The 19,547-nt window shown below is 46.0% G+C and carries 16 protein-coding genes; 6 read left to right on the plus strand and 10 right to left on the minus strand.

Annotation, left to right across the window (positions count from 1 at the left end):
- The first annotated feature begins 387 nt into the window (after positions 1-387).
- Positions 388-699, plus strand: coding sequence for a DUF6679 family protein (locus tag MC7420_RS23610; RefSeq protein WP_006103541.1), 312 nt, complete (start codon positions 388-390; stop codon positions 697-699).
- Between the two features lie 244 nt (positions 700-943).
- Here MC7420_RS23610 and MC7420_RS23615 read toward each other — a convergent pair whose 3' ends face one another.
- The 7 genes from MC7420_RS23615 to MC7420_RS23645 all read right to left on the minus strand — a co-directional run bounded on the left by MC7420_RS23615 (position 944) and on the right by MC7420_RS23645 (position 8,814).
- Positions 944-2,581 (minus strand): MBL fold metallo-hydrolase, encoded by a 1,638-nt coding sequence (locus MC7420_RS23615; RefSeq protein WP_044209322.1) that lies wholly within the window; start codon positions 2,579-2,581, stop codon positions 944-946.
- A 781-nt stretch (positions 2,582-3,362) separates the two neighbouring features.
- Entirely contained in the window at positions 3,363-3,491 is a 129-nt protein-coding gene (locus MC7420_RS43485; protein WP_006103540.1) for a hypothetical protein, read from the minus strand.
- A 70-nt stretch (positions 3,492-3,561) separates the two neighbouring features.
- The gene (locus tag MC7420_RS23625) at positions 3,562-3,933 is read right to left on the minus strand and encodes a calcium-binding protein (protein ID WP_006103697.1); all 372 of its coding nucleotides are present in this window, start codon (positions 3,931-3,933) and stop codon (positions 3,562-3,564) included.
- Between the two features lie 246 nt (positions 3,934-4,179).
- The gene (locus tag MC7420_RS23630) at positions 4,180-7,089 is read right to left on the minus strand and encodes an NACHT C-terminal helical domain 2-containing protein (RefSeq protein WP_052307542.1); all 2,910 of its coding nucleotides are present in this window, start codon (positions 7,087-7,089) and stop codon (positions 4,180-4,182) included.
- A 156-nt stretch (positions 7,090-7,245) separates the two neighbouring features.
- The gene (locus MC7420_RS23635; RefSeq protein WP_006103709.1) at positions 7,246-7,680 is read right to left on the minus strand and encodes an HNH endonuclease; all 435 of its coding nucleotides are present in this window, start codon (positions 7,678-7,680) and stop codon (positions 7,246-7,248) included.
- Positions 7,677-8,120: a hypothetical protein gene (locus tag MC7420_RS23640; RefSeq protein ID WP_232231770.1), complete on the minus strand. Its 444-nt coding sequence runs from the start codon at positions 8,118-8,120 to the stop codon at positions 7,677-7,679. The genes MC7420_RS23635 and MC7420_RS23640 overlap by 4 nt, the downstream gene beginning before the upstream one ends.
- A 115-nt stretch (positions 8,121-8,235) precedes the next feature.
- Entirely contained in the window at positions 8,236-8,814 is a 579-nt protein-coding gene (locus tag MC7420_RS23645) for a Uma2 family endonuclease (protein ID WP_006103533.1), read from the minus strand.
- 202 nt (positions 8,815-9,016) lie between these two features.
- Between MC7420_RS23645 and MC7420_RS23650 the strand changes: the two genes are divergently transcribed.
- Both MC7420_RS23650 and MC7420_RS23655 read left to right on the plus strand, forming a co-directional pair.
- Positions 9,017-9,229 (plus strand): DUF2281 domain-containing protein, encoded by a 213-nt coding sequence (locus MC7420_RS23650; protein WP_006103554.1) that lies wholly within the window; start codon positions 9,017-9,019, stop codon positions 9,227-9,229.
- Positions 9,230-9,457: 228 nt separating this feature from the next.
- On the plus strand, positions 9,458-12,733 hold the full coding sequence (locus MC7420_RS23655) for an efflux RND transporter permease subunit (protein WP_006103688.1): 3,276 nt from the start codon (positions 9,458-9,460) through the stop codon (positions 12,731-12,733).
- Positions 12,734-13,101: 368 nt separating this feature from the next.
- Here the strand turns inward: MC7420_RS23655 and MC7420_RS23660 are convergent, their stop codons facing one another.
- The 3 genes from MC7420_RS23660 to iscB all read right to left on the minus strand — a co-directional run bounded on the left by MC7420_RS23660 (position 13,102) and on the right by iscB (position 16,616).
- Positions 13,102-14,544, minus strand: a complete 1,443-nt coding sequence (locus MC7420_RS23660; protein ID WP_006103663.1) for a DUF4335 domain-containing protein — start codon at positions 14,542-14,544, stop codon at positions 13,102-13,104.
- A 63-nt stretch (positions 14,545-14,607) separates the two neighbouring features.
- Complete coding sequence (locus MC7420_RS23665; protein ID WP_044209324.1) at positions 14,608-15,234, minus strand: DUF3038 domain-containing protein; 627 nt, start codon at positions 15,232-15,234, stop codon at positions 14,608-14,610.
- Positions 15,235-15,278: 44 nt separating this feature from the next.
- Positions 15,279-16,616: an RNA-guided endonuclease IscB gene (gene iscB / locus MC7420_RS23670; RefSeq protein ID WP_044209413.1), complete on the minus strand. Its 1,338-nt coding sequence runs from the start codon at positions 16,614-16,616 to the stop codon at positions 15,279-15,281.
- A 621-nt stretch (positions 16,617-17,237) separates the two neighbouring features.
- On the opposite strand from iscB, the gene MC7420_RS23675 reads away from it, so the two are divergent.
- The 3 genes from MC7420_RS23675 to MC7420_RS23685 all read left to right on the plus strand — a co-directional run bounded on the left by MC7420_RS23675 (position 17,238) and on the right by MC7420_RS23685 (position 19,412).
- Positions 17,238-17,756 (plus strand): adenine phosphoribosyltransferase, encoded by a 519-nt coding sequence (locus tag MC7420_RS23675; protein WP_044209416.1) that lies wholly within the window; start codon positions 17,238-17,240, stop codon positions 17,754-17,756.
- A 144-nt stretch (positions 17,757-17,900) separates the two neighbouring features.
- Positions 17,901-18,965, plus strand: coding sequence for an ABC transporter permease (locus tag MC7420_RS23680; protein ID WP_006103713.1), 1,065 nt, complete (start codon positions 17,901-17,903; stop codon positions 18,963-18,965).
- Positions 18,966-19,115: 150 nt separating this feature from the next.
- A complete protein-coding gene (locus MC7420_RS23685) occupies positions 19,116-19,412 on the plus strand; it encodes a hypothetical protein (protein ID WP_006103659.1) in 297 nt (98 codons plus the stop codon).
- The last annotated feature ends 135 nt before the right edge of the window (positions 19,413-19,547 follow it).

Consider the following 19,547-nt stretch of genomic DNA (forward strand, 5'->3'; position numbering starts at 1 on the left):
CTTTGTGCTTTCCTTTGTGTGGCTTTTTACCAATGCCAATCCCTCAAATATCGGTTATTTGCTCACAGGTGAAATTGCTCTCCACCTTTACCTTGAGCAAGATTATAGCCAATCTTGTCCCGATTCCGTTTAAAATCTTAAGGTTTTTTCTGTCTAGTGAAAAATATCCTGAATTGATGATCAAAATTCCGGTGAAATGCCAGCTAAACTTTTAAGCATTGACCGAGAAGTATAGCAATAGTAGGGATATCGTCGTTGACGAAGGAAAACTGAGTCATCTGATCCGAAGTTAAGCTTGGATAAAAACTGTCCCTGAATTATCCTAAAGACCGGGGCGACTTGCTCCCAGACGTATTGGAAGAGTTATCTGCTTAGGAGAAGCCAAATATGCTACACCGCAAGATTTATCAACTGTGTTGCGATGGTCGTGAGGTCTGTATTTTCTTGCGGGATCAGCAACGTTGGATTGAACGCGCTCATATTGTTGATATTGAAGGGGATTTAGTCACCATTCGCTACGAAACTGACGAAGAAGACGAAATTTGCTCCTGGGAGGAAATGGTTCGTTTAGAAAGCATCGGTTCAGTTACTCAAAAACTGGCTTCTGTGACGCGAGGAAATTTTGACCCGCTTGTGTCTGACGATTGTCCAGAAGCGGAACAAATTCACCCGCGCTTCCCTGAGTCGAATCAAGAGTAAAAAATTAGGTGTCATTGGTCATTGGTCATTTGTTTACCCCCCGCTCCTCTGCTCCTCTAGAAGGGCGGGTTTAATCAAGTTATCAGTTGGATCATCTTCAAGGACATAAGGTAAAACCCTTTCATACCCTTGCACCGCTATCAGGGAAAATGTATCATTACTCCCCCAGCTCCCCCAACTCCCCCAGCTCCCCCAGCTTTCCCTGCTCCCTACCCTACCACAAGACTTATTCAGCAAACCCTAACTAAGTTTCTGGGGGAGGTGCGGTCGGCTCAAACACTGGACAATATCCCTCTGGTGTAACTTTAAACGAGTAGAGGGGAGAGGCAGAATTCCAGCAGCGCTGACCCCGTTGATGGCGACAGTTGGCACAACATTCAATATTAGCAGGCATCTTCACCGAACTGCTCTGATTAAGCAGTTCACGTTGGGACAAGCCGCGTAATACCAGTTCCTCTCCTTGCCAACGAGCTTCCACTAAACCTGTATCCGCGAAATCTTGCCAGCGCGGGTCAGCCGCAATTGCCTCTGGTAACGTGATAGTAACCACCGTACCCAACTCGGTTAGCTCTCCTTCGTAATTGGTTTCTGGTGGTGGTGCTGGCTGTATAAATGTCTCTCCAATTGGCAGTTCAATTAGAGTTCCTGATGATGGGGTATGGAGATGGTAGCGATTTTGTAACTCTTCCAATCCAGTTAAGTCAGCCAGATACGTGGGAGAGCCATGAACAAAAATAATATGTTGAGGACGAAGATTATGGATTAACTGAGTGGTTCCTAAACAATCGCTATGCTCAGTTAACAGATAAGTTTCTATATCCGTACTACCCAAGTCATGGGTTGGAGGCGGATATCTCAGGCGTTCGGGTTGCAGCACTGTCCAAGATGTGGGGTTAGAATGACAGTAAACCCTCAAGTCAGCCGTTTCGTCCGTTAGAACAATGCTGGTGTTTTGAGCGATCGCACTTCGTTGCTGCTCATCTAAGCGACGTACACGCGGTTTCACCCGTTCATCCCAAAACAAGGGTTGATGGCGAGCAAAGTTTTGTACCGATGGGGGGAGATGAGGTAGGAGTTCTAAGTAGGCATCGCATCCTTTGGCAACCGTACCATCCACCCAAATATCCAGATTGCGTCCCGTAAACTGATGATGACTCCGCAGCAGCATCAAGATTTCTTGACCCAAACCTAAGGTAGGTACAGGTAGCAAAATAGAGCGATTTGCCGCCAATGCTTGATCAATTCGTTCGACAAGTTGATTCTCTTGTTGGCGCCGATGGGGGTGTCGCGCAGTACCATAACTCCCTTCGATAATCAAGACATCTAGGTTTGTACCTCGTAAGGCTTCAATAGACAACCCTTCGACCAACCGCGAATTTGAGATAAAGAAGTCACCTGTATACAGGAGTCGATAGGTGCGATTTGGACTGGTATAAGTTAATAAAAAAGCAGCGGCTCCCGGTAGATGTCCTGCCGGAAACAATTGCACGCTTAATCCTTCTCGGAATTCAATCGGCGATCGCCAAGGAAGCGCTTGACAGAATCCGGGAATCTCTTTTGGTGGTAAATGCGTCCAGTTTAGGGGTAATAGTTGAGTTGTGACTTCACTGGCGTAAATTGGTAATTGCGGAAATGCTTGGTGTAGTGCTAGCAACCCTTTGGCATGATCGCTATGGGCGTGGCTACATAAAACCACATCTGCCGGCAAATTAGCTTGAGCTTTTAGCGGCGAAATGTCTTCTAACCCACAATCGATTAGGATGCGGTGGGGTCCCATTTGCACCAGCAAACAAACTCCCTCTGCACCATGACCAACACCATAGGCAAAACAGGCTAATTGATCATCCTCTGCTGAGGATGTCACTGGGCGTTGATTGCTCATGAACTTTGAGAAGACGGTTCTGCGCTTTGCCAGTTGCTTGACAACCCACTCACTTGAAGAACCCTATACATCGACAATGCTTATAAACCTGATTCCTTGGTATTTTCAGCCTTGCTTTTGTGGTTAACTTCCTGTAATAACCTGATTCTATCAACGAATGTATTGACGGAATACCAGTAATATCATGTCCGGTCAAACACCCCGAATAAAAACGCCTGAAACCCTTGTTATTACGGCATTGCAATTATGGGCAATCGTCAGGACATGATATAACATGCTATTGCTCAATTAACAGGTAGCCAATATCTAGGCTAGCTTATCCCAGCTTAGTGGGCTGAACCGTTGCCGTGATAGTTGTCTGAATCATAGAACCCGTTCTTCGTGCCAAAAATGAGAGCGGATACAGTAAAAAGAATGGTTAAGACCACTAAAATCAGTTTGATATCCATATACCCGAAGGAGCCGTGTGTGATAATTGACCTATATTTTACTTTTATCGGAAAAAACAGAATCTGAAACTATACCGAATGCTTTTGACCAAACCGTATTTTGGTCTATTCAGTACAGTTAGCTATTCTACCACGAAATTTCAGGTCATCGGGAAACCTAGTCCCTCTGTAGTTGGCATCACTCAACCTCCCCCTAAGAATCCAGAAAATCACGCGGGGTCAAAATTTGAATTGCTCTGAAAAGGAAAATCTGCTCAACCGCCTGAAACGGGGTCGAGTTCTTCAACAGTAACGAACTGATCAATACATTCGTATCAGCCACGTACCTGACCTTACTCATCCTGCAAAATCTCATCCAGAATTTCCGGCGTTAACCCTCGTTCTGGGGCATGACTGCCAATCTCCCGCATTACCTCCACCACATTCTTCTTCGCCCAGTCTTCCTTAAAAAATAGGCTCATCAACAACGGCTAGCGGGAGTCTTGATATTTTGTACCTTGCTTGTTGGAGTATCTTGATCAATTGGGTGATTTACCCAAACTCATAGCCTTGATTCACCCAGTAATGCCAATCCGCGATCGCCTGTTGGGTTTGTGCATCTGCCTCTGGAGCCTCTAGCTGAATCAACGGCACTGCTAGCGTATCGTCATCCCAGGTAATCTCCACAAACATTTCCTGTTCACACTCCTCCTCTGGTGCCATCCCTAACACTTCTACGGTTGCCTTTTCTTTCACTGGGGAAATGCGTCGCTTACTGATGCAGACGGCTGTGAAGGGAAACTGCATCGTATCCTGCAAGTAGCAGTACCAGCCCATTGCCTGCTCTTCTGGTCCATAAGCATCCACCACAATTTCCATTGTGATCCGCTCTTCTCGTTCTGCATCCCGTTCCATTTTTGCCATAGCCTAACTTCCTTTGTTGCTGTATGGTACACCCAGATTAAAGGTTAACGCCCCTCTGCCAGGTCAGCATAAATAAACATCTCGACTCCCAACAGGATTAAAAGTAGAAGTTCTACCCAGGACAAAATTGTCACACCTGTTGGGTTTGAACTTCTACAATAAATTTATTGTTATGCCTATTTTGTGTATAAGCAGACACCTGACTTAGACCGACTGATGCGGTGTCAGAATACAACCGTGGGCAATCTAAGGGTTTGCCGATGTTTCCGTTGCAGCAGCTTTGATTGCTTGACCAATTGTCCGCCATACCTGATTTTGCGCTCCAATTTCAAGAGTATCCAGGGGTTCAGCCGTATCATGAGCGGCTTGATAGTCTCCAATTTCTGACTCTTCGTACAAGCAAGCACTCAAATAGACCCAAATAATAGTTAGTCCTTCTTGTTCTGCGGCGTTGAGGAGAGGTGGGAGTTCTTGTTCAGCAATAAAGTCAGATGCCAGGAAATTTGAGCTTACCATTAATACAGCAACTTTCGCGGCGGCGAGAGCTTGGGTAATTTCGTTTCTCCATTTGGCTCCGGGTTTGATTTGGGTATCATCCCAAAGTGAGATTTTGTTACTTCGGATTAGCGGCTTAAGCATAGTCTGGAGTTTTTCCAGCCAGACTTTATCTTTATGACTATAGCTAATAAAGACTTGATCACGTTTAGGGGAGGGCATAGTTGTTGTCGAGGTTTGTGGGGTTAAATTGGTTGTTGCGCTTTGATACACTTCCTCTAATTTTACAACTCTCTCGGAACTAGAGGTTTGAACAGATGCTTGTTCCTGTTTGCGTTTTTCGATTTCTGCGATCGGCAATAGCAACGTCTCCTGTAATTTCTGCTTCACCTCACTGCTAACCATATAATTACTACCCAAGCATTCCACTAGCAATGAATTGGCTTGATGGTAAAGTCTCAATAATTCCCTCTGTTGTTCGCTGAACTGCAATCCAGCACAGTGACAGTGATAGTTATAATGTTGAATTATTACCCTTTTGAGATCCTCTATCCAAATAGAACCATGGATCTGCCACCATCGCTCAAATTCTTCCCGATTACTGCCAGATGTATCTGGCAACAAGTCCTTTAGGTGTTGTAGATCCTGCTCCAGTGCGGCATCGAAAATTAATTTAGGCAAGAAAGAGAAATTAAGCTTTACTGTTAAATTAAAGCCAAAAAATTCATTTATAAAACTGTCAAGTCTCCATCGATAATTAGCCAGATAAGGAGCAAGGTTAGGAATCAGGGTAAGGCTTCTAATTAAAGCAAGACCAGTAATAGCATAAGCCCCATCTAATTCATTCTCAAAGTAGAAGGCTCTCACCGCAGAGCGTGGATAGGAAACTTCAACCGATTCAGCTTTTCGATTGATCCAAGTAAGAAGTCGCTGGAGCTTCTCATCTCCTTGCAACAGAGCATCAGTCTGCTGTTTCATCAATTTCAGCACACAATCTGCATTGGGTAACATTCCCCCTATCAATAGAAAAACTTCTCGCCAATGATAATTTGTTATCTTTTCCACTATGCCTTGAAAATCTTTCTGAATATAAAACCACTTTGCCACTAAATACTCTTGAAATGTCAGATGTGAAAATGACCAAACTGTCTGACTTCGCTTAATTAACAATCCATGCTGTGATTCAATCGCCTTTAATACCGCCCGACTATCTCGCTGTCCAGTGTCCAGAAACTCAGCAATATACTGCTCTAACTCCTCCTGCTCAAACAACACATATTGCTCTTGCTCAAACTTCTTCACCGCCAAATAGCTCAATAACTCTAGCTTTCGCTCTACCGACAAATCCCGATAAATCTCATCCCGCTCAATCTCCCGCGATTTATCCCACTTCTCCAGCAGCAACTCTAACCCCTCCTGATAAAGCTTGGAACGCTTCGAGTAAAATTTCTCCGTCTGGTGAAACACCAGACAAGTCAAACTCAGCAAAATCGGCGTAATCGCTAACTCCCGAATCGGCTTATTCTCCTCCAAAAAAAGCTGTTCCAGAAACTCCCGCGCCTTTGCCAATCCCGCCGACTCATCCCGCACTATCGCCTTAAACCAATGTTCTGCAAATGCTCGCACTTGGGCTTCATTAAAATCCGCTACCTCCACATAATCAAACCGCTCAAATCGCGATTCCTGACTTTGTGTTCGACGGGTTACAATTACCTGTACCTGCGGATAAGTACGAGCAAAACGCTTGATTTCCTTCGTGATGTTCTTCCCATCCTCCCCCGTCACCTCATCCAATCCATCCAGCAGAACTAGCGCTCTACCTTGCTTCAGAACTAATTGAGTTTCGGTATTCGATAACTGCCAGTATTGCTCTAGATACCTTTTTAGCGAATAGGCAAATTCCCGCCCATCGTCTACAAACTCTCGCAGTTTAATCAATACAGGAATCCGGTACGCTTGTAAATTTCCCTGATTACATTCCGTCACCACTCGCTGCAAATAGGTTGTTTTCCCTGAACCGGGTTTACCCACAACCATCAGGTTGCTATTCTTCGCCAGCACCTCTAATCCTGATACCCGCTGGCGTTCTTTGCCCAAGCCGATGCGATCTAAACTACGATAACCGGGATTTGCCTGAAAATCCTGCCATAAGTCCTGCAATTCTGACCGACGACTACTGCTCAACTCCTCCAGAATATTGACATCCACAAACAAATCACCCAACGGTACCCAATGATCCACGCCCCAAAGCGGCATTGTGCCATACCAGGATTGGATATCATCATAGAGACGCGATCGCACGTTTTCCACGAGAGCATCAATATCAGACGTATCCGTTACTCGCTCAGAATGCCATCCTAAATCAATCCGAGGACGCAGTTTATCGATACGTTGTTGTCTATCGATACCAGAGTGCGATCGCACACACTCCAACAATGCCCAAAGTGCTGGTTTACCCGGTGCAATTTCGCCATAGTCCGCTAGCTTTTCCACCATCTCCGGGATGAATGTCGTCACAGTACCATTCCAAGTGATGCGCTGTAACACCGATGCATCATTACCCAGCGCTAGGATTAGGATCGAGCGGCGGCTGCGCTCATCTTCCATGAAGGGTTGGAGAAGTTCGACTAATTCATTGATGGTGTTCGGGTCTAATTTCACCGTCAAATTAACCTTGTACCCTGCGTTCCCATAAGCCAACTATAGCTTGCTTGCTGGGACATCTGTGAGTGCGATCGCTTCTAGAAACCCAACAAACTAATTCTAGAATTAGGTTTCGTTTCTTTTTGGCTTGGAACAAGATTGAGGAGAGATAGCTTATTGATCTGTCGTTTGTGGGTGAGGTGGTGGATATTCTCCGCTGGTAATGAGTTGCTCTCGTTCGAGGATACGTTCTGGGAGGTTAAATTGTAGAATTTTAGCAGTTACGCGCCCTTCTGGAGTTAATGGGATGATAGTTCCTCCGTCCAGCCGGAAGTGGTCTGACCATTCCTGAAGACGGGGATTAAAAAAGGGAGTTAGCTGCTGTGTCTCAGGGTCGAGTGAACCGAGGTCAGTTCCTTTGAAGCGGTTGCAGTAAGGACAAGATAAAGCTAGGTTTTCAGCTTCAGTGATGCCATCATGTTTTTCAGCAATGATATGTTCCATTTCAAAGGCGAAAAGTGAAGCTGTTTGGGGAAATCGGCAATACTCGCATTGCTCTCCGGCGCGTTGAGTCACTAGCCGACGCAGAGTTGCTGATACATAACTCATGCTGCTGTTTGTAAGTGTTTGTAAGCATGAGCTTTTGCTAAACGCACCCAATGTTCTAAGAGCAAGTATCGATCAAGTTCGGCTTCTTCCGATCGCGAGAGTGTACCCGATTTATTGCGATCGAGCAGTTCGCTCATGCGGGTTTGTAAAGCAGGCGTTGGACGGATGGCAAGGATAACTTCTGGACTGGGTTGACTGGCAAGCAGTTCAACGATCTGGAGTTCATCTTGGTAGCAGATGGTTTCTGGGCGGGTAAGTTCCTCAATGGCGCGATCAAGGGCTTCTGGGAGGCAATCGCCCAATTGTTGCAGTTTTTCACCCAGGCGATCGGGGACTTCTAGGATAATTTGCATTAGCGGTAATGTGAGGATAGGAATTAACTTGATTGTAACAAACCGATTATGCCTCATATCTTGAATAGAATTCGTGTAAATTGGCAAAGTCGGCTAAATTTTGAACGATACTGGTTAGTCGGTGGAAGTCAGGCTTAGATAGCTGAACCGTCACAGTTACTACTCCTGTGGCAAGAGATAGCAGAGTCCATCAGGTGTGCGTTTATTCGTCTATTTCCGAGACGATACCTTCATAGAGCAATTCAATCGGAAATTCAAATTCAATGCTGGATAGAGTGATAGTATCTCCCTCCTGATAAGGATAGTAAAGCCACATTCTTCCCTCTCCGCGAGAGTAACGTTCGACAGAGATTGTTTCCGAGTCAATCAAGATATACTCTTGCAAACTGGGAATTGTCAAATAGTAAGCGAATTTTTCCCCTCTATCCTTAGCACTTGTACCAGGCGAGAGAACTTCTACAATAAGTTTAGGGTTTTGAATAAACTTGCGAGCGTTAAGGTCTTCAGGGTCGCAACTGACGATAACATCAGGATAGTAGTAAATGCTCTTCGGACTCACTTGCACCTTCACGTCTGAGACATTCACCCGACAACCTCTGGAACGTAGATGAGGACGTAAGGCTGTGTAAAGATTCAGAGCAATATCGTTATGAGGAATCGTACCGCCTGTCATGGCAAAGACTTCACCCTTGACATATTCATAGCGAATCTCTTGCTGAGATTCCCATTCGAGATAGTCCTCAAAGCTCATTTTGGGCGATTGTTGGGGAGTGGCTATCATAACCCAGATTGTTCAAGATTGCTTTGATTGTAGCAGTAGGGGTAGGATGACCCTAGGCAACCTCTCGCCCATTTCCTTGAAATCCTGCCATAAGTCCTCCAATTCTGACCGACGGCTGCTGCTTGACGCCTCCAGAATAACGGTTGCTACTCCTATAATGGTCAAAGACTAGCACGGGGAAATTTTGGACGAGGAAATTCTGATGACGATTCGCGAAACCACCATTGCCAAATTGCAACAATTGCCGGAGCCACTCTTACACCAAGTCAGCGATTTTATCGACTTTTTGAGGTACAAGCAACAACATAGCACAGCTACAGATAAGCCTAACAGTGATGTGAAAAAAGCATGGCTACAATGGTTTGAGTCGGTTGATCGGTTGGAGGTTTCTCCTAATCAACCAGCCAGTAAGTAAGTATCAACAACTTTTGCTGACTAAGTATCGAAAACAGGGAGTTATAACTTAACCAGATACGATTAATAATAAATGAAAGAAAACCATCCTTTGAGTAAAATCCCTGTCAACACCCTCTCACCTTTCCACCCCCAACCTCTCAAATAAATCCGTGAAATCAGTATCATTCCCCTCTCACCTCTCCATCCCAATCTCTTAAATAAATCTGTGAAATCAGTGTTTTGACAAATGACAACTAACCCATTAAGTATTAGTGCGATCGCGATTCGCCGCCATATCGGTACCCTAGTCTTAACCCTAGCCGTTATTGTGCTGGGGATATTCTTTATTCTCCAGATTCAGGTCGATTTATTACCCTCGATTACCTATCCCCGGATTGGCTTACGTTTAGGAGCGCCCGGTATCTCGCCAGAGGTAGCGGTTGAGGAAATTACCAAACCTTTGGAACAAGGATTAAGTGCGACGGAGGGCGTTGTCCAAGTCTTCTCCCAAACTCGTGAAGGACGAATTAGTTTAGACCTGTTTTTTCGACCCGGCGGTGATATTGACCAGGCGCTAAATGATGCAACGGCGGCGTATAATCGCGCTCAATCAAATTTACCCGAAATTATCGAAGAACCGCGTTTATTTAAGTTTGATCCGTCTCAATTACCCGTTTATGAATTAGCACTAGAATCTTCATCTTTAAAGGATGTAGATTTGCGCGTCTTTGCGGATGAAGAACTTAGCCGTGAACTGAGTGTGGTTCCTGGCGTCGCTTCGGTGGATGTATCTGGCGGGGTAACAGAAGAGGTTCGAGTGCTGATTGATCCGAATCGTTTACAGCGATTAGGATTAGGATTAACGGATGTCTTAGATGCCTTAGATGAACGGAATCAAGATGTGGCGGGGGGACGACTACGCGGGGAAGAGTCGGAACCTTTGACGCGAACCATGGGACGGTTTCAGGATGCGGCAGAACTGCGGAATTTGTCCTTTGAAATAGACGATGCCGACGCCACAAATCTGTCTCGTCGGGTCTATCTACGGGATTTTGCTGAGGTCATTGATGGGACGGAAGATAGACGGGTATTTGTCTTTCTGAATGGAGAACCAGCGGTTAAGGTTAGTATTCAGAAACAACCGGATGCGAATACAATTGAAGTTGTCAATGGGGTCAAAAAACGCATTGAACAGTTGCGACAATCCGGTTTAATTACCGACGATATTGAATTAGTCGCGACGTTGGATGAATCTATTTTTATCCAAAATTCTATTGCAAATGTAACCAGTGCGGGGTTAATTGGAGCAACCTTAGCTGCATTTGCAGTGCTATTGTTTTTGGGTTCATTGCGGCAAACTTTAATTATTGTCATCGCCATTCCTCTCGCCACCCTAGCCGCTGTGATTTTAATGAAATTATTTGGCTTATCCCTAAATGTGTTTAGTTTAGGGGGATTGGCGTTAGGTGTGGGGATTGTCGTGGATAACGCGATCGTTATGCTAGAAACGATCGCAGCGGGTGTATCTGATAATCCAAGTGTAGGGACGGATTTAACCGATAAGGTTGCGGACAAAACCGATAACGGAACTCAACTCGCCCCGTCTCAATCCATCATTTCTCAAGCCGAACAGTGTTCCCAAGAGGTAGAATCAGCGCTAATTGCGTCCACCAGTACCAACTTAGTCGCTGTTCTCCCTTTTTTACTCATTGGTGGCTTTTTCTCCCTCCTGTTTAGCGAATTAATTTTAACGATTAGCTTTGCTGTCGCTGCGTCGTTAGTGGTGGCGTTGACAGTAGTCCCCATGCTGTCTTCTCGCCTATTAGCCATTCCTCGATCCAGTGGTTTAAATCGATTTTGGCTATTACAAACTTTTAATCGTCGCTTTGCAGCCGCAACTCGGAGTTACCAAGGGTTTCTAGCACGGGTGCTGCGGTATCGTATTTTAGTTATCGCCCTGGCTGTGTTAATTTTGGGCGGCGGAAGTTTAGCCCTAGCCAGTCAAATTCCCCAAGAAATTCTGCCCCGAATTGATACCGGACAAGCCCGGATGTTTGCCCAATTTCCACCAGGAACTACCCTAGAACAAAATCGCCAAGTGATGATGGCGGTGGATGATATTCTCTTGGCGCAGCCAGAAACTGAGTATGCGTTTACCACATCCGGCGGGTTTTTGTTTGGGGGAAATACTTCAGAAAACCTGTTACGGGGGACAAGTACAATTGCGCTGAAATCGGATAGTAATGTCGAGACATTTATTGGACGAGTCAATCAAGAATTGCAGACCTTAAATTTAGTCCAAACTCGTCTGCGCCTCAGCCCGGGTGAAGTACGGGGGATTATTTTAAGTAATTCCCCGGTTCGTGGGGCGGATTTAGATATTGGCTTACAAGGAACCAACACGCAGCAATTAGAAGCCGCAGGGCGTCAAGTCTTAAAAGCGTTAGATGAACGTGCAACCTTAGCCCAATTTCGCCCGGATGCAGATGATCGCCAACCCGAAATTCAGATTCGTCCCGACTGGGAACGAGTCGCCCAATTGGGTTTAACTGCACAGGAAATTGGTGATACCATCCAAACCGCGATCGCAGGTTCGGTATCGACACAGTTACAACGGGGCGATCGCTTAGTGGATGTGCGGGTACAGCTTGATCAAGCGGCGATTCAGCGTGTGTCTCAGATCAAAGAGTTACCCCTATTTACGACTAATAATCGCCAAATAAAATTGGGTGATGTCGCCGCAATTGATCAAGGACAAGCGCCGGGTGAAATTCAGCGGATTAATCAGCGTCAGGTGTTCTTAATTGCGGGGACATTGAATGAAGGTGCAACCTTGAGTGAGGCGTTAGCGGAAACCAATGCGGTATTAGCTGAATTAGATTTACCGGAGGGGGTTTCTATTTTACCCAGTTCCGCCAGTGAAACCAATCAACAACTCCAAAATTCCCTGAAGATACTGGGAGGATTAGCCGCATTTATGGTGTTTGTGGTGATGGCGGTACAGTATAATTCCCTAATTGACCCCTTAGTGATTATGCTCACTGTACCCCTCGCCTTAGCTGGAGGAATTTTGGGACTCTATGTCACCCAAACCGCCATGGGTGCAACGGTTCTAGTGGGGGCGGTACTGCTGGTAGGGATTGTGGTGAATAACGCGATCGTAATGGTGGAGTTTGCCAATCAAATTTATTACCGGGAAAAGGTTGACCGCAAAACCGCCATTTTACAAGCCGCACCGCAACGGTTACGACCCATTTTGATGACCACTATTACCACAGTTTTAGGATTGTTTCCTTTAGCATTAGGAATTGGCAAAGGGTCAGAGTTTTTACAACCGTTAGGTGTGGTAGTATTTTCGGGATTGTCACTAGCAACGGGATTAACCCTATTTATTATCCCCTGTTTTTATACGTTGCTTCATGATAGTTTTGGAGATAAGAATCGTAAAAAAGGAGCCAGAGGAAGAACAAATAAAAAGAACCAGGGAACAGAAAACCGGGATAAGACTAGAGCATCAGTGTAGTAATAGCCGTTAGCCGTAGAGACCTTCAAGAACATAAGGTAAAACCCTTTCATACCCTTGCACCGCTATCAGGTAAAATGTATCATTGCTCCCCCTGCTCCCCCGGCTTCCCCGGCTTCCCCTGCTCCCTAACCCACTACAAGACTTATTCAGCAGACCCTAATTGTTATAACCCGCGAAGGCGGGTTTAGTAGCTGCGGTTTAAACCGCCCAGCTTGATTTAAGGCTGGTGGGCAATGCCCACCCTACGACCTATCTTCAACCATTACAGGGACGACTTGCACAAATTAACGAAAATTCTTCCCCATCTCCCCCTGTTCCTGATAACTGATAACTGCTCACTGATAACTGATAACTCCCTCATCTCATCAGAATCCCCGTAAGGGACTAACTTCCAGCACACCATTCGGCTTAAACACCACCTGAAACTGAGCTAAGGGTTGGTCAGGAACAAATCCGGTTTCCCCACTGCCAATACCAGCCGCTTCTGGGTCAGCTAATTCTGCCAACGGTGTTTCCGCTACATAATCCCAAGCGGGTTGATTGGTGGGTTCGTAGTCCGCGATCGTGCCATCGTCAGTGACAGCCACTCGGTAATTTAATGGTCTTCGTGATAACGGTGTTCCTTCCCACCGTTCGTCTAACGTGTTGTAGAGTTGATTATTTAACCGTCTCAGTGACGTCCGATCCGTGATTTCTGGTCCTAAACCAGGTTCTTCCTGATAGCCTTGCCAAGGACTGATTTGCAACACACCACCTGGGGTAAATACCACCCGGAATAAAGCAAAGGTTTCGCGAGTTGCTGTACCGCCTTCTGTCGGAATATAGCTCAACTCCGGTAAAGGCGTGTTTTCTGCACTATCAATAGGCGTATCCTCAATCGGCTTATAACCCAAAATATCTCCGTCTCCGCCAACCGTAACCTGATACTCTAAATTCTGACTTAACCCTTCCCGGTTATCCCATTTTTGATCAAGTTCTCTGTACAGATAACGCTTCAAATAACTCAACTCCGTTGGATTGGTAATCTCTCGACTGGAGGTTAATTCGTTTTCCAGTTCAGCCGCCGAAGGGGGACTTGAGGTGGGAGTTGGCGTCACCTGATCGGGGCTATCCGGGGTTGGGGAGGTTGTTTCCGTAACCTCCGACTCAGAGGCTGGCTTGGGCGGACGCACTTCTGGAACAGGAACCAAGAACAATGCCAACGCTGCGACAGCTAAACTCGTCACCCCGATCGCAGCAGGTGCGCTTCTTTGGGCGACGGATTTGTCAGCTTGGCGATACCGTCGGGAAATCGGTTGTAAGGGTACAGCCAGATCAGGCAAGGTGTGCTGATCCGCGAGGAACTGATCGATCGCCTCAACTAAATCAAATAGCTGTACCGTGGTTAAATCAAGCTGTACAGGATTTTTGCCATCTATCCCTCCCGCAGAAGTCCCGGATGCGCTATGGGAATCAGAGGGAACACCCGAAAGTGCCTCTGCAGGTTGCCCCACCCTTAAACGGTGCAAGTTTTTATCCGGAAGTGATTGTAAATGCACTAAAGGCGGTTTAGCGCCATCAAGTTGGGGGTGAGGGATATGACTCAAAAATTCTTGAGCATAGCGACTAACCGACTGAACTAAGCTCTCAAAAAAATCTCGTCCGCCGCTAATGGGTTGCGGCTGACCCATAAAACGGCATTCTGCGTTAACCAGAATCGTCATTAGGGGACGAGCATCGAGCTGATCTCCCCCTGCGGAGTTTGTATCACTTAATCCCTCTAGGATCAGCGTACAGTTGGGCAAACTGTACTGGCGTCGAATTGTCATCGTTTTTTCCTTATGGAATCCACTATTATAGCTACGGACGCTCTCAACTTTGGTTCGGATCGTTCATCCAACTTCTCCATCAAACAAACTGATCCAAAATCGCTGCATACCAGAGGTTCCTGTACAAAACAGCAACTGCGCTAACAGCGACAATGCTAGCTCATTTAACTTTTCATCGGTATTGTAGACAGAAACTTTTGCTCGTCGTGGGTTCATCCGGCTGCGGAAATGCGCCCGGAACCGCTCTAGATAGGAGGACAAGCGAAAATGTTGTTCGATGGGAACCTGCTTTTGACTCAGTTGTTCGTAAGCCAGAAGCAGTTGTCGGATCACAACCGTCATCCGGCGAGCCAGATAACTAGCTATAATCACTAATGCTTTGGCTTCTTCTAGATTCAGGGGACGGCGCGTGTGAGAGCGTCGCAAGGGATTAGTGCAGCGTAGACGCCAAAGAACCACCCGATTGTTAATAATGTCCTCAAGTTCTAGCTGTTTGGCTACCAGCAGCATCGCCTCAGAACCGCCCAGTTCCAGCGCTTCAATGGCAAGTAAAATCAGGTCAATCTGCTGCCGAGTTCGTGACGGACATCCCCGATCTGAGATATCTGGATCGAGTAAATTATCTAAAATGACGGGATGGGATGGAGCAGCAGGACTGTTTGTCGGCATTACGCTTACAGAAAGAATCATTGAAAATTGGGGTTGGTAAGGGAACGAATGGAAACCCCTGTCATTTATGTATGGGGAGGAATTCGTCCCCTTACATAAACAGCAGTCCGACAGGACTTCCGAGAGAAAGTGTATTGGTATCCATCCTTCCCTTGTACACGACTGCAATATTTGTGGCTAATGCCTTGGACTAAGCCATTGGGTGTTGCAATGTTGAAACTACCTGTAGTTCGTACAGCAATACGACCCATGTAAGTTCCTATCTTTTTGCCTTTAGTGACAATCGCTTTGACGATATCACCAGTCTGAAAACCATGAACAAATTTGCTCCTAGGGACATAACGTACAGGAAAGCCGTACTTGTCAGTGCGACACACCTTCCGAGTACCATGACCTGTAGCAGTGATGATTAGCGGCTTATCTATCAACACCTGTAATTTGTCTGGGGTTGATTGACCGACACAGGCAGCATCCAGCCAATGAGTTTTGGGTAACTCTTGACGGGTTCGGTTAAACTTTGTCCTACCACCAGTTCCGGTTTCTACAGGTAGACCTGTTTCAGACAAAGCCCGATACAGCGTCCATCGGGTTGAGTTAACTGCTGCTGCGTCCTTGAGGGGACACTTTCCTAGCGATAAAACCTTTTTAAGCAGGTCAGGCTTACGAGAAAGGAATTGTTCAATAGGCTTGTTTCCCTTTCTCTGATTGCACTTAACACAAGACAAAGTAAGATTGCTAACTCGGTTACTCCCTCCCTTAGATTTGGGATGAATATGTTCGACCTGCAGGGAGACACCTTCAATGCCACAGTAAACACATTGCCGCCCCCATTTGGTTAAGAGATATTGCCGCACCTCGTACCCAGCTAGTTCACCCTGTTGATACTCTATGCCAGATATTTCTGGGTTTTGTATTAGTTGAGTGTCAAAGTTAACCAACTCCATTGATATGGCGGTAATTGGGCAAAAACGTCTCAATCGATTAACCCATGTCAGAGTGGTGTCTACTCGATGCTGAAGACTAGGAGCCAGCCAACCATCGGCGCGATTACGATTGTTGAATCGGGGCTTACGATAACGGGTATGTCGATTCCGTCTCCCTCGCCGTAGGGCGCGGCGAGACTCTAGGGACTGTTTAATTGAGTAGCCGCGATGATTTAATTCGGCTGCCCAAATTATTGTGTTGTCCTTGAGGATAGAAATACCCGTTGTCCTGCTACCAGGATCTAACTTGAGTCGATACTCTTGTTGATTATCACAATCCTCCTCCACATTTTTGAGCATGATGGTAAATGGATAGCGTCGCAGTACGACGGCTTTTCCTTCTTTGAGAAACTTCCTTGCCCGTGCCGGATGACATGGGTTGAGAGGTTTTCTGTTTTTGTCTACAACTAGAACAAACATGAGTTGATTATCTCCTGTTTCCAGGGTAAAGTTTGCCTCGAAGTGGTTATTGGGCGGTACTTTATCCAACACACTGGCTTAACCCTTGTACACCTGTTTAATGCTGGATTTCGAGAGCTACAGGCTGGCACGCACCCGTAGGTCGGAACTTTAACGCTTCCCCATAACGGCTACCAGATTACTCTGGTCTTCTGGTCAGGTATGGGCTAAATTCCAAGCCCCCAGCTTGTAGCTGTGGGGTTCCTGACTGAATCTAAGTAGCGATTGTAGTTGAACTTGTCTTCTATACAGAAATAATTTCCAATTAAATTAGAGATTATGTGGAATACCTGACTTTTTTATCTCAGCATTTGTGCCGTTGACCAAAATTGAGCAATTGTCATCATTGAATGGTGGCTGGATTGGATCGCCGCCCAGAATTATGGGTATTGGCTAGACAGTGTCCGGAATAGCTTATCTCCTCATCGTTCAACCTCTGAACTTCTAGTGTACGATTTGGCTGGTAGCCAATGGCAACTCACTGACCCACCCTTTCCGATGCGATCATGGCACAATAACTCACAATCGGTCTCCTTCCTTGATTCAATTGTTAAACCCTTTGCTCAAGAAGCTTATCTACCTATGGATTTAAAGTCGCTGATTCGGGATATCCCCGATTTTCCCAAACCTGGAATCGTATTTCGGGATATCACCCCCCTGCTGCGCCACCCAGAGGGACTACGCTACACTGTTGACCTTCTGGCTCAAACCTGTAAACAGGCGGGACTCACGCCAGATTATGTTGTCGGTATCGAATCCCGTGGCTTTATTTTTGGTCCTCCCCTCGCCTATCAACTCGGCGCTGGGTTTATCCCTGTGCGTAAACCGGGTAAACTCCCATCTGCTGTGCATACCATTGAGTATGAACTCGAATATGGTATGGATTGCTTAGAAGTTCATCAAGATGCCTTTGATTCCGGTTGTCGTATTCTGATTGCCGATGATTTAATCGCCACCGGAGGTACCGCCGCCGCTACTGCCAAGCTGGTGCAAAAAATTGGCTGTGAACTGGTGGGCTTTAGTTTTATCATCGAACTAAGGGATTTACAGGGGCGTCAGAAGTTGCCTGATGCGCCGATTGTTACCTTGGTTGAGTATTAGACCTTGGTGATTGGGTAAGCTGTTCGGCATTTAAACCTTAATATCAATAAGGGCGAAATCCTTGTAGTGCGAGCATCTTGCTCGCTACCCATTCCCAATTTAAATGCATGACAGCTTATCTTCTTTAGTTAAGACAAAGGACGAATGACTTCTTCAACACAGGATTCTTCAACTCGTCAGGGCTTAGATGAGGCATGGACGGGGTTTCTACGGATTGTCACCAGTGAGACGTTTCTCTACATCGTCAAACGTCTCCTGCAAGCCTTATTAACCTTATTTCTGGCATCTGCCCTCAGTTTTGCCATCATTCAATTGTCACCAGGCAATTACTTGGACACCCTGCGGCAAAATCCCAAGATTTCCCCGGAACGAATTGAGGAACTCCGACAGCAATTTGGCTTGGATCAACCTGCCTACAAGCAATATTGGCGCTGGCTGGTGCGAGTGGTGACTCAAGGAGATTTTGGTGAGAGTTTTGTTTATTTTCGTTCCGTATCGTCTCTACTCTGGGAACGTATCCCTGCCACCTTACTGCTTGCCATTTCCTCGATTATCGTCACTTGGGCGATCGCGATTCCGCTAGGAATTATTGCCGCTGTCAAGCAAAGCCGCTTTACCGATCGCGCTTTACAGGTGATTAGTTATACCGGTCAGGGTTTTCCCAGCTTTATCACTGCCTTAGTGCTGCTAATTATCGCCCAATACACCTCACCGCTGTTTCCTGTGGGTGGCATGACCAGTATTAATCATGCCGATTTGTCACCCATTGGTAAAGTCCTGGATATTGGATGGCACATGATTTTACCAACCCTTGCCCTCTCGATCACCAGTTTTGCCGGACTTCAACGAATTACACGCGGGGCAATGTTGGATGTTTTGCGGCAAGATTATATCCAAACAGCCCGTGCCAAGGGACTTCCAGAAAATCGGGTCATCTATGTCCATGCCTTACGGAATGCCATTAATCCCCTAATCACCATCCTGGGTTTTGAATTTGCTAGTTTGTTAAGTGGTGCGTTTATTGCTGAATTTTTCTTTAATTGGCCCGGTTTAGGGCGATTGACATTACAAGCGGTCACAGCTAAAGATACCTATCTGGTGATGGCAGCCTTGATGATGGCGGCGGTGATGCTGATTGTCGGTAACTTACTGGCTGATTTGCTGCTCAAATTTGTTGACCCGCGCATTCGCCTAGAAAATCTCAAATAATTCATTTAGGGGTAGGTTTAGGGGCGAGTTTAGCCCCATCTGGGTAGAGAAAAACAGGATAGTCGTGAAACCCGCCCCTACAGAAGAAATGACGAATGACAAATGACAAATGACAAATGACATAAGACGAATGACCAATGACCAATCAAAATGTTTAGCCAAATCTATTACTTAATTCTTTCCAGAGTTGACGGTCGCTATCTCGTCGCCCAGCCTAATGCTAGGGATCGTGAGATGGGGGCAGGTTACTTATTGATGTTTCGCGAACGGTTTGAAGCCCTCAGCTATCTGAATAGCCATGCGGCTGATCTAAGCGATCGCTTTGCCGTTGAGTCGGTTTCCGGAACCCAGTTAAAAGGACTACTCCAACGCTGGGGATTTCATGGGGTCGGGATTGTACAAGACCCTTTGATTCCCAAAATAGAGTTTCTATCTTATGGGGGGTGACATCAATGTCTTACCTCTAAGGATAAGTATTCTTCCCCGAGTCTAAAAATAAATTAAGTCAAGATTACGCCAAAATCCTATCTTTAGATGAACTAGAAGACTGATGCTATTCGTTCACAATGAATGAAGATAGGA

This window comes from Coleofasciculus chthonoplastes PCC 7420, from assembly GCF_000155555.1.
Taxonomy (GTDB): domain Bacteria; phylum Cyanobacteriota; class Cyanobacteriia; order Cyanobacteriales; family Coleofasciculaceae; genus Coleofasciculus; species Coleofasciculus chthonoplastes_A.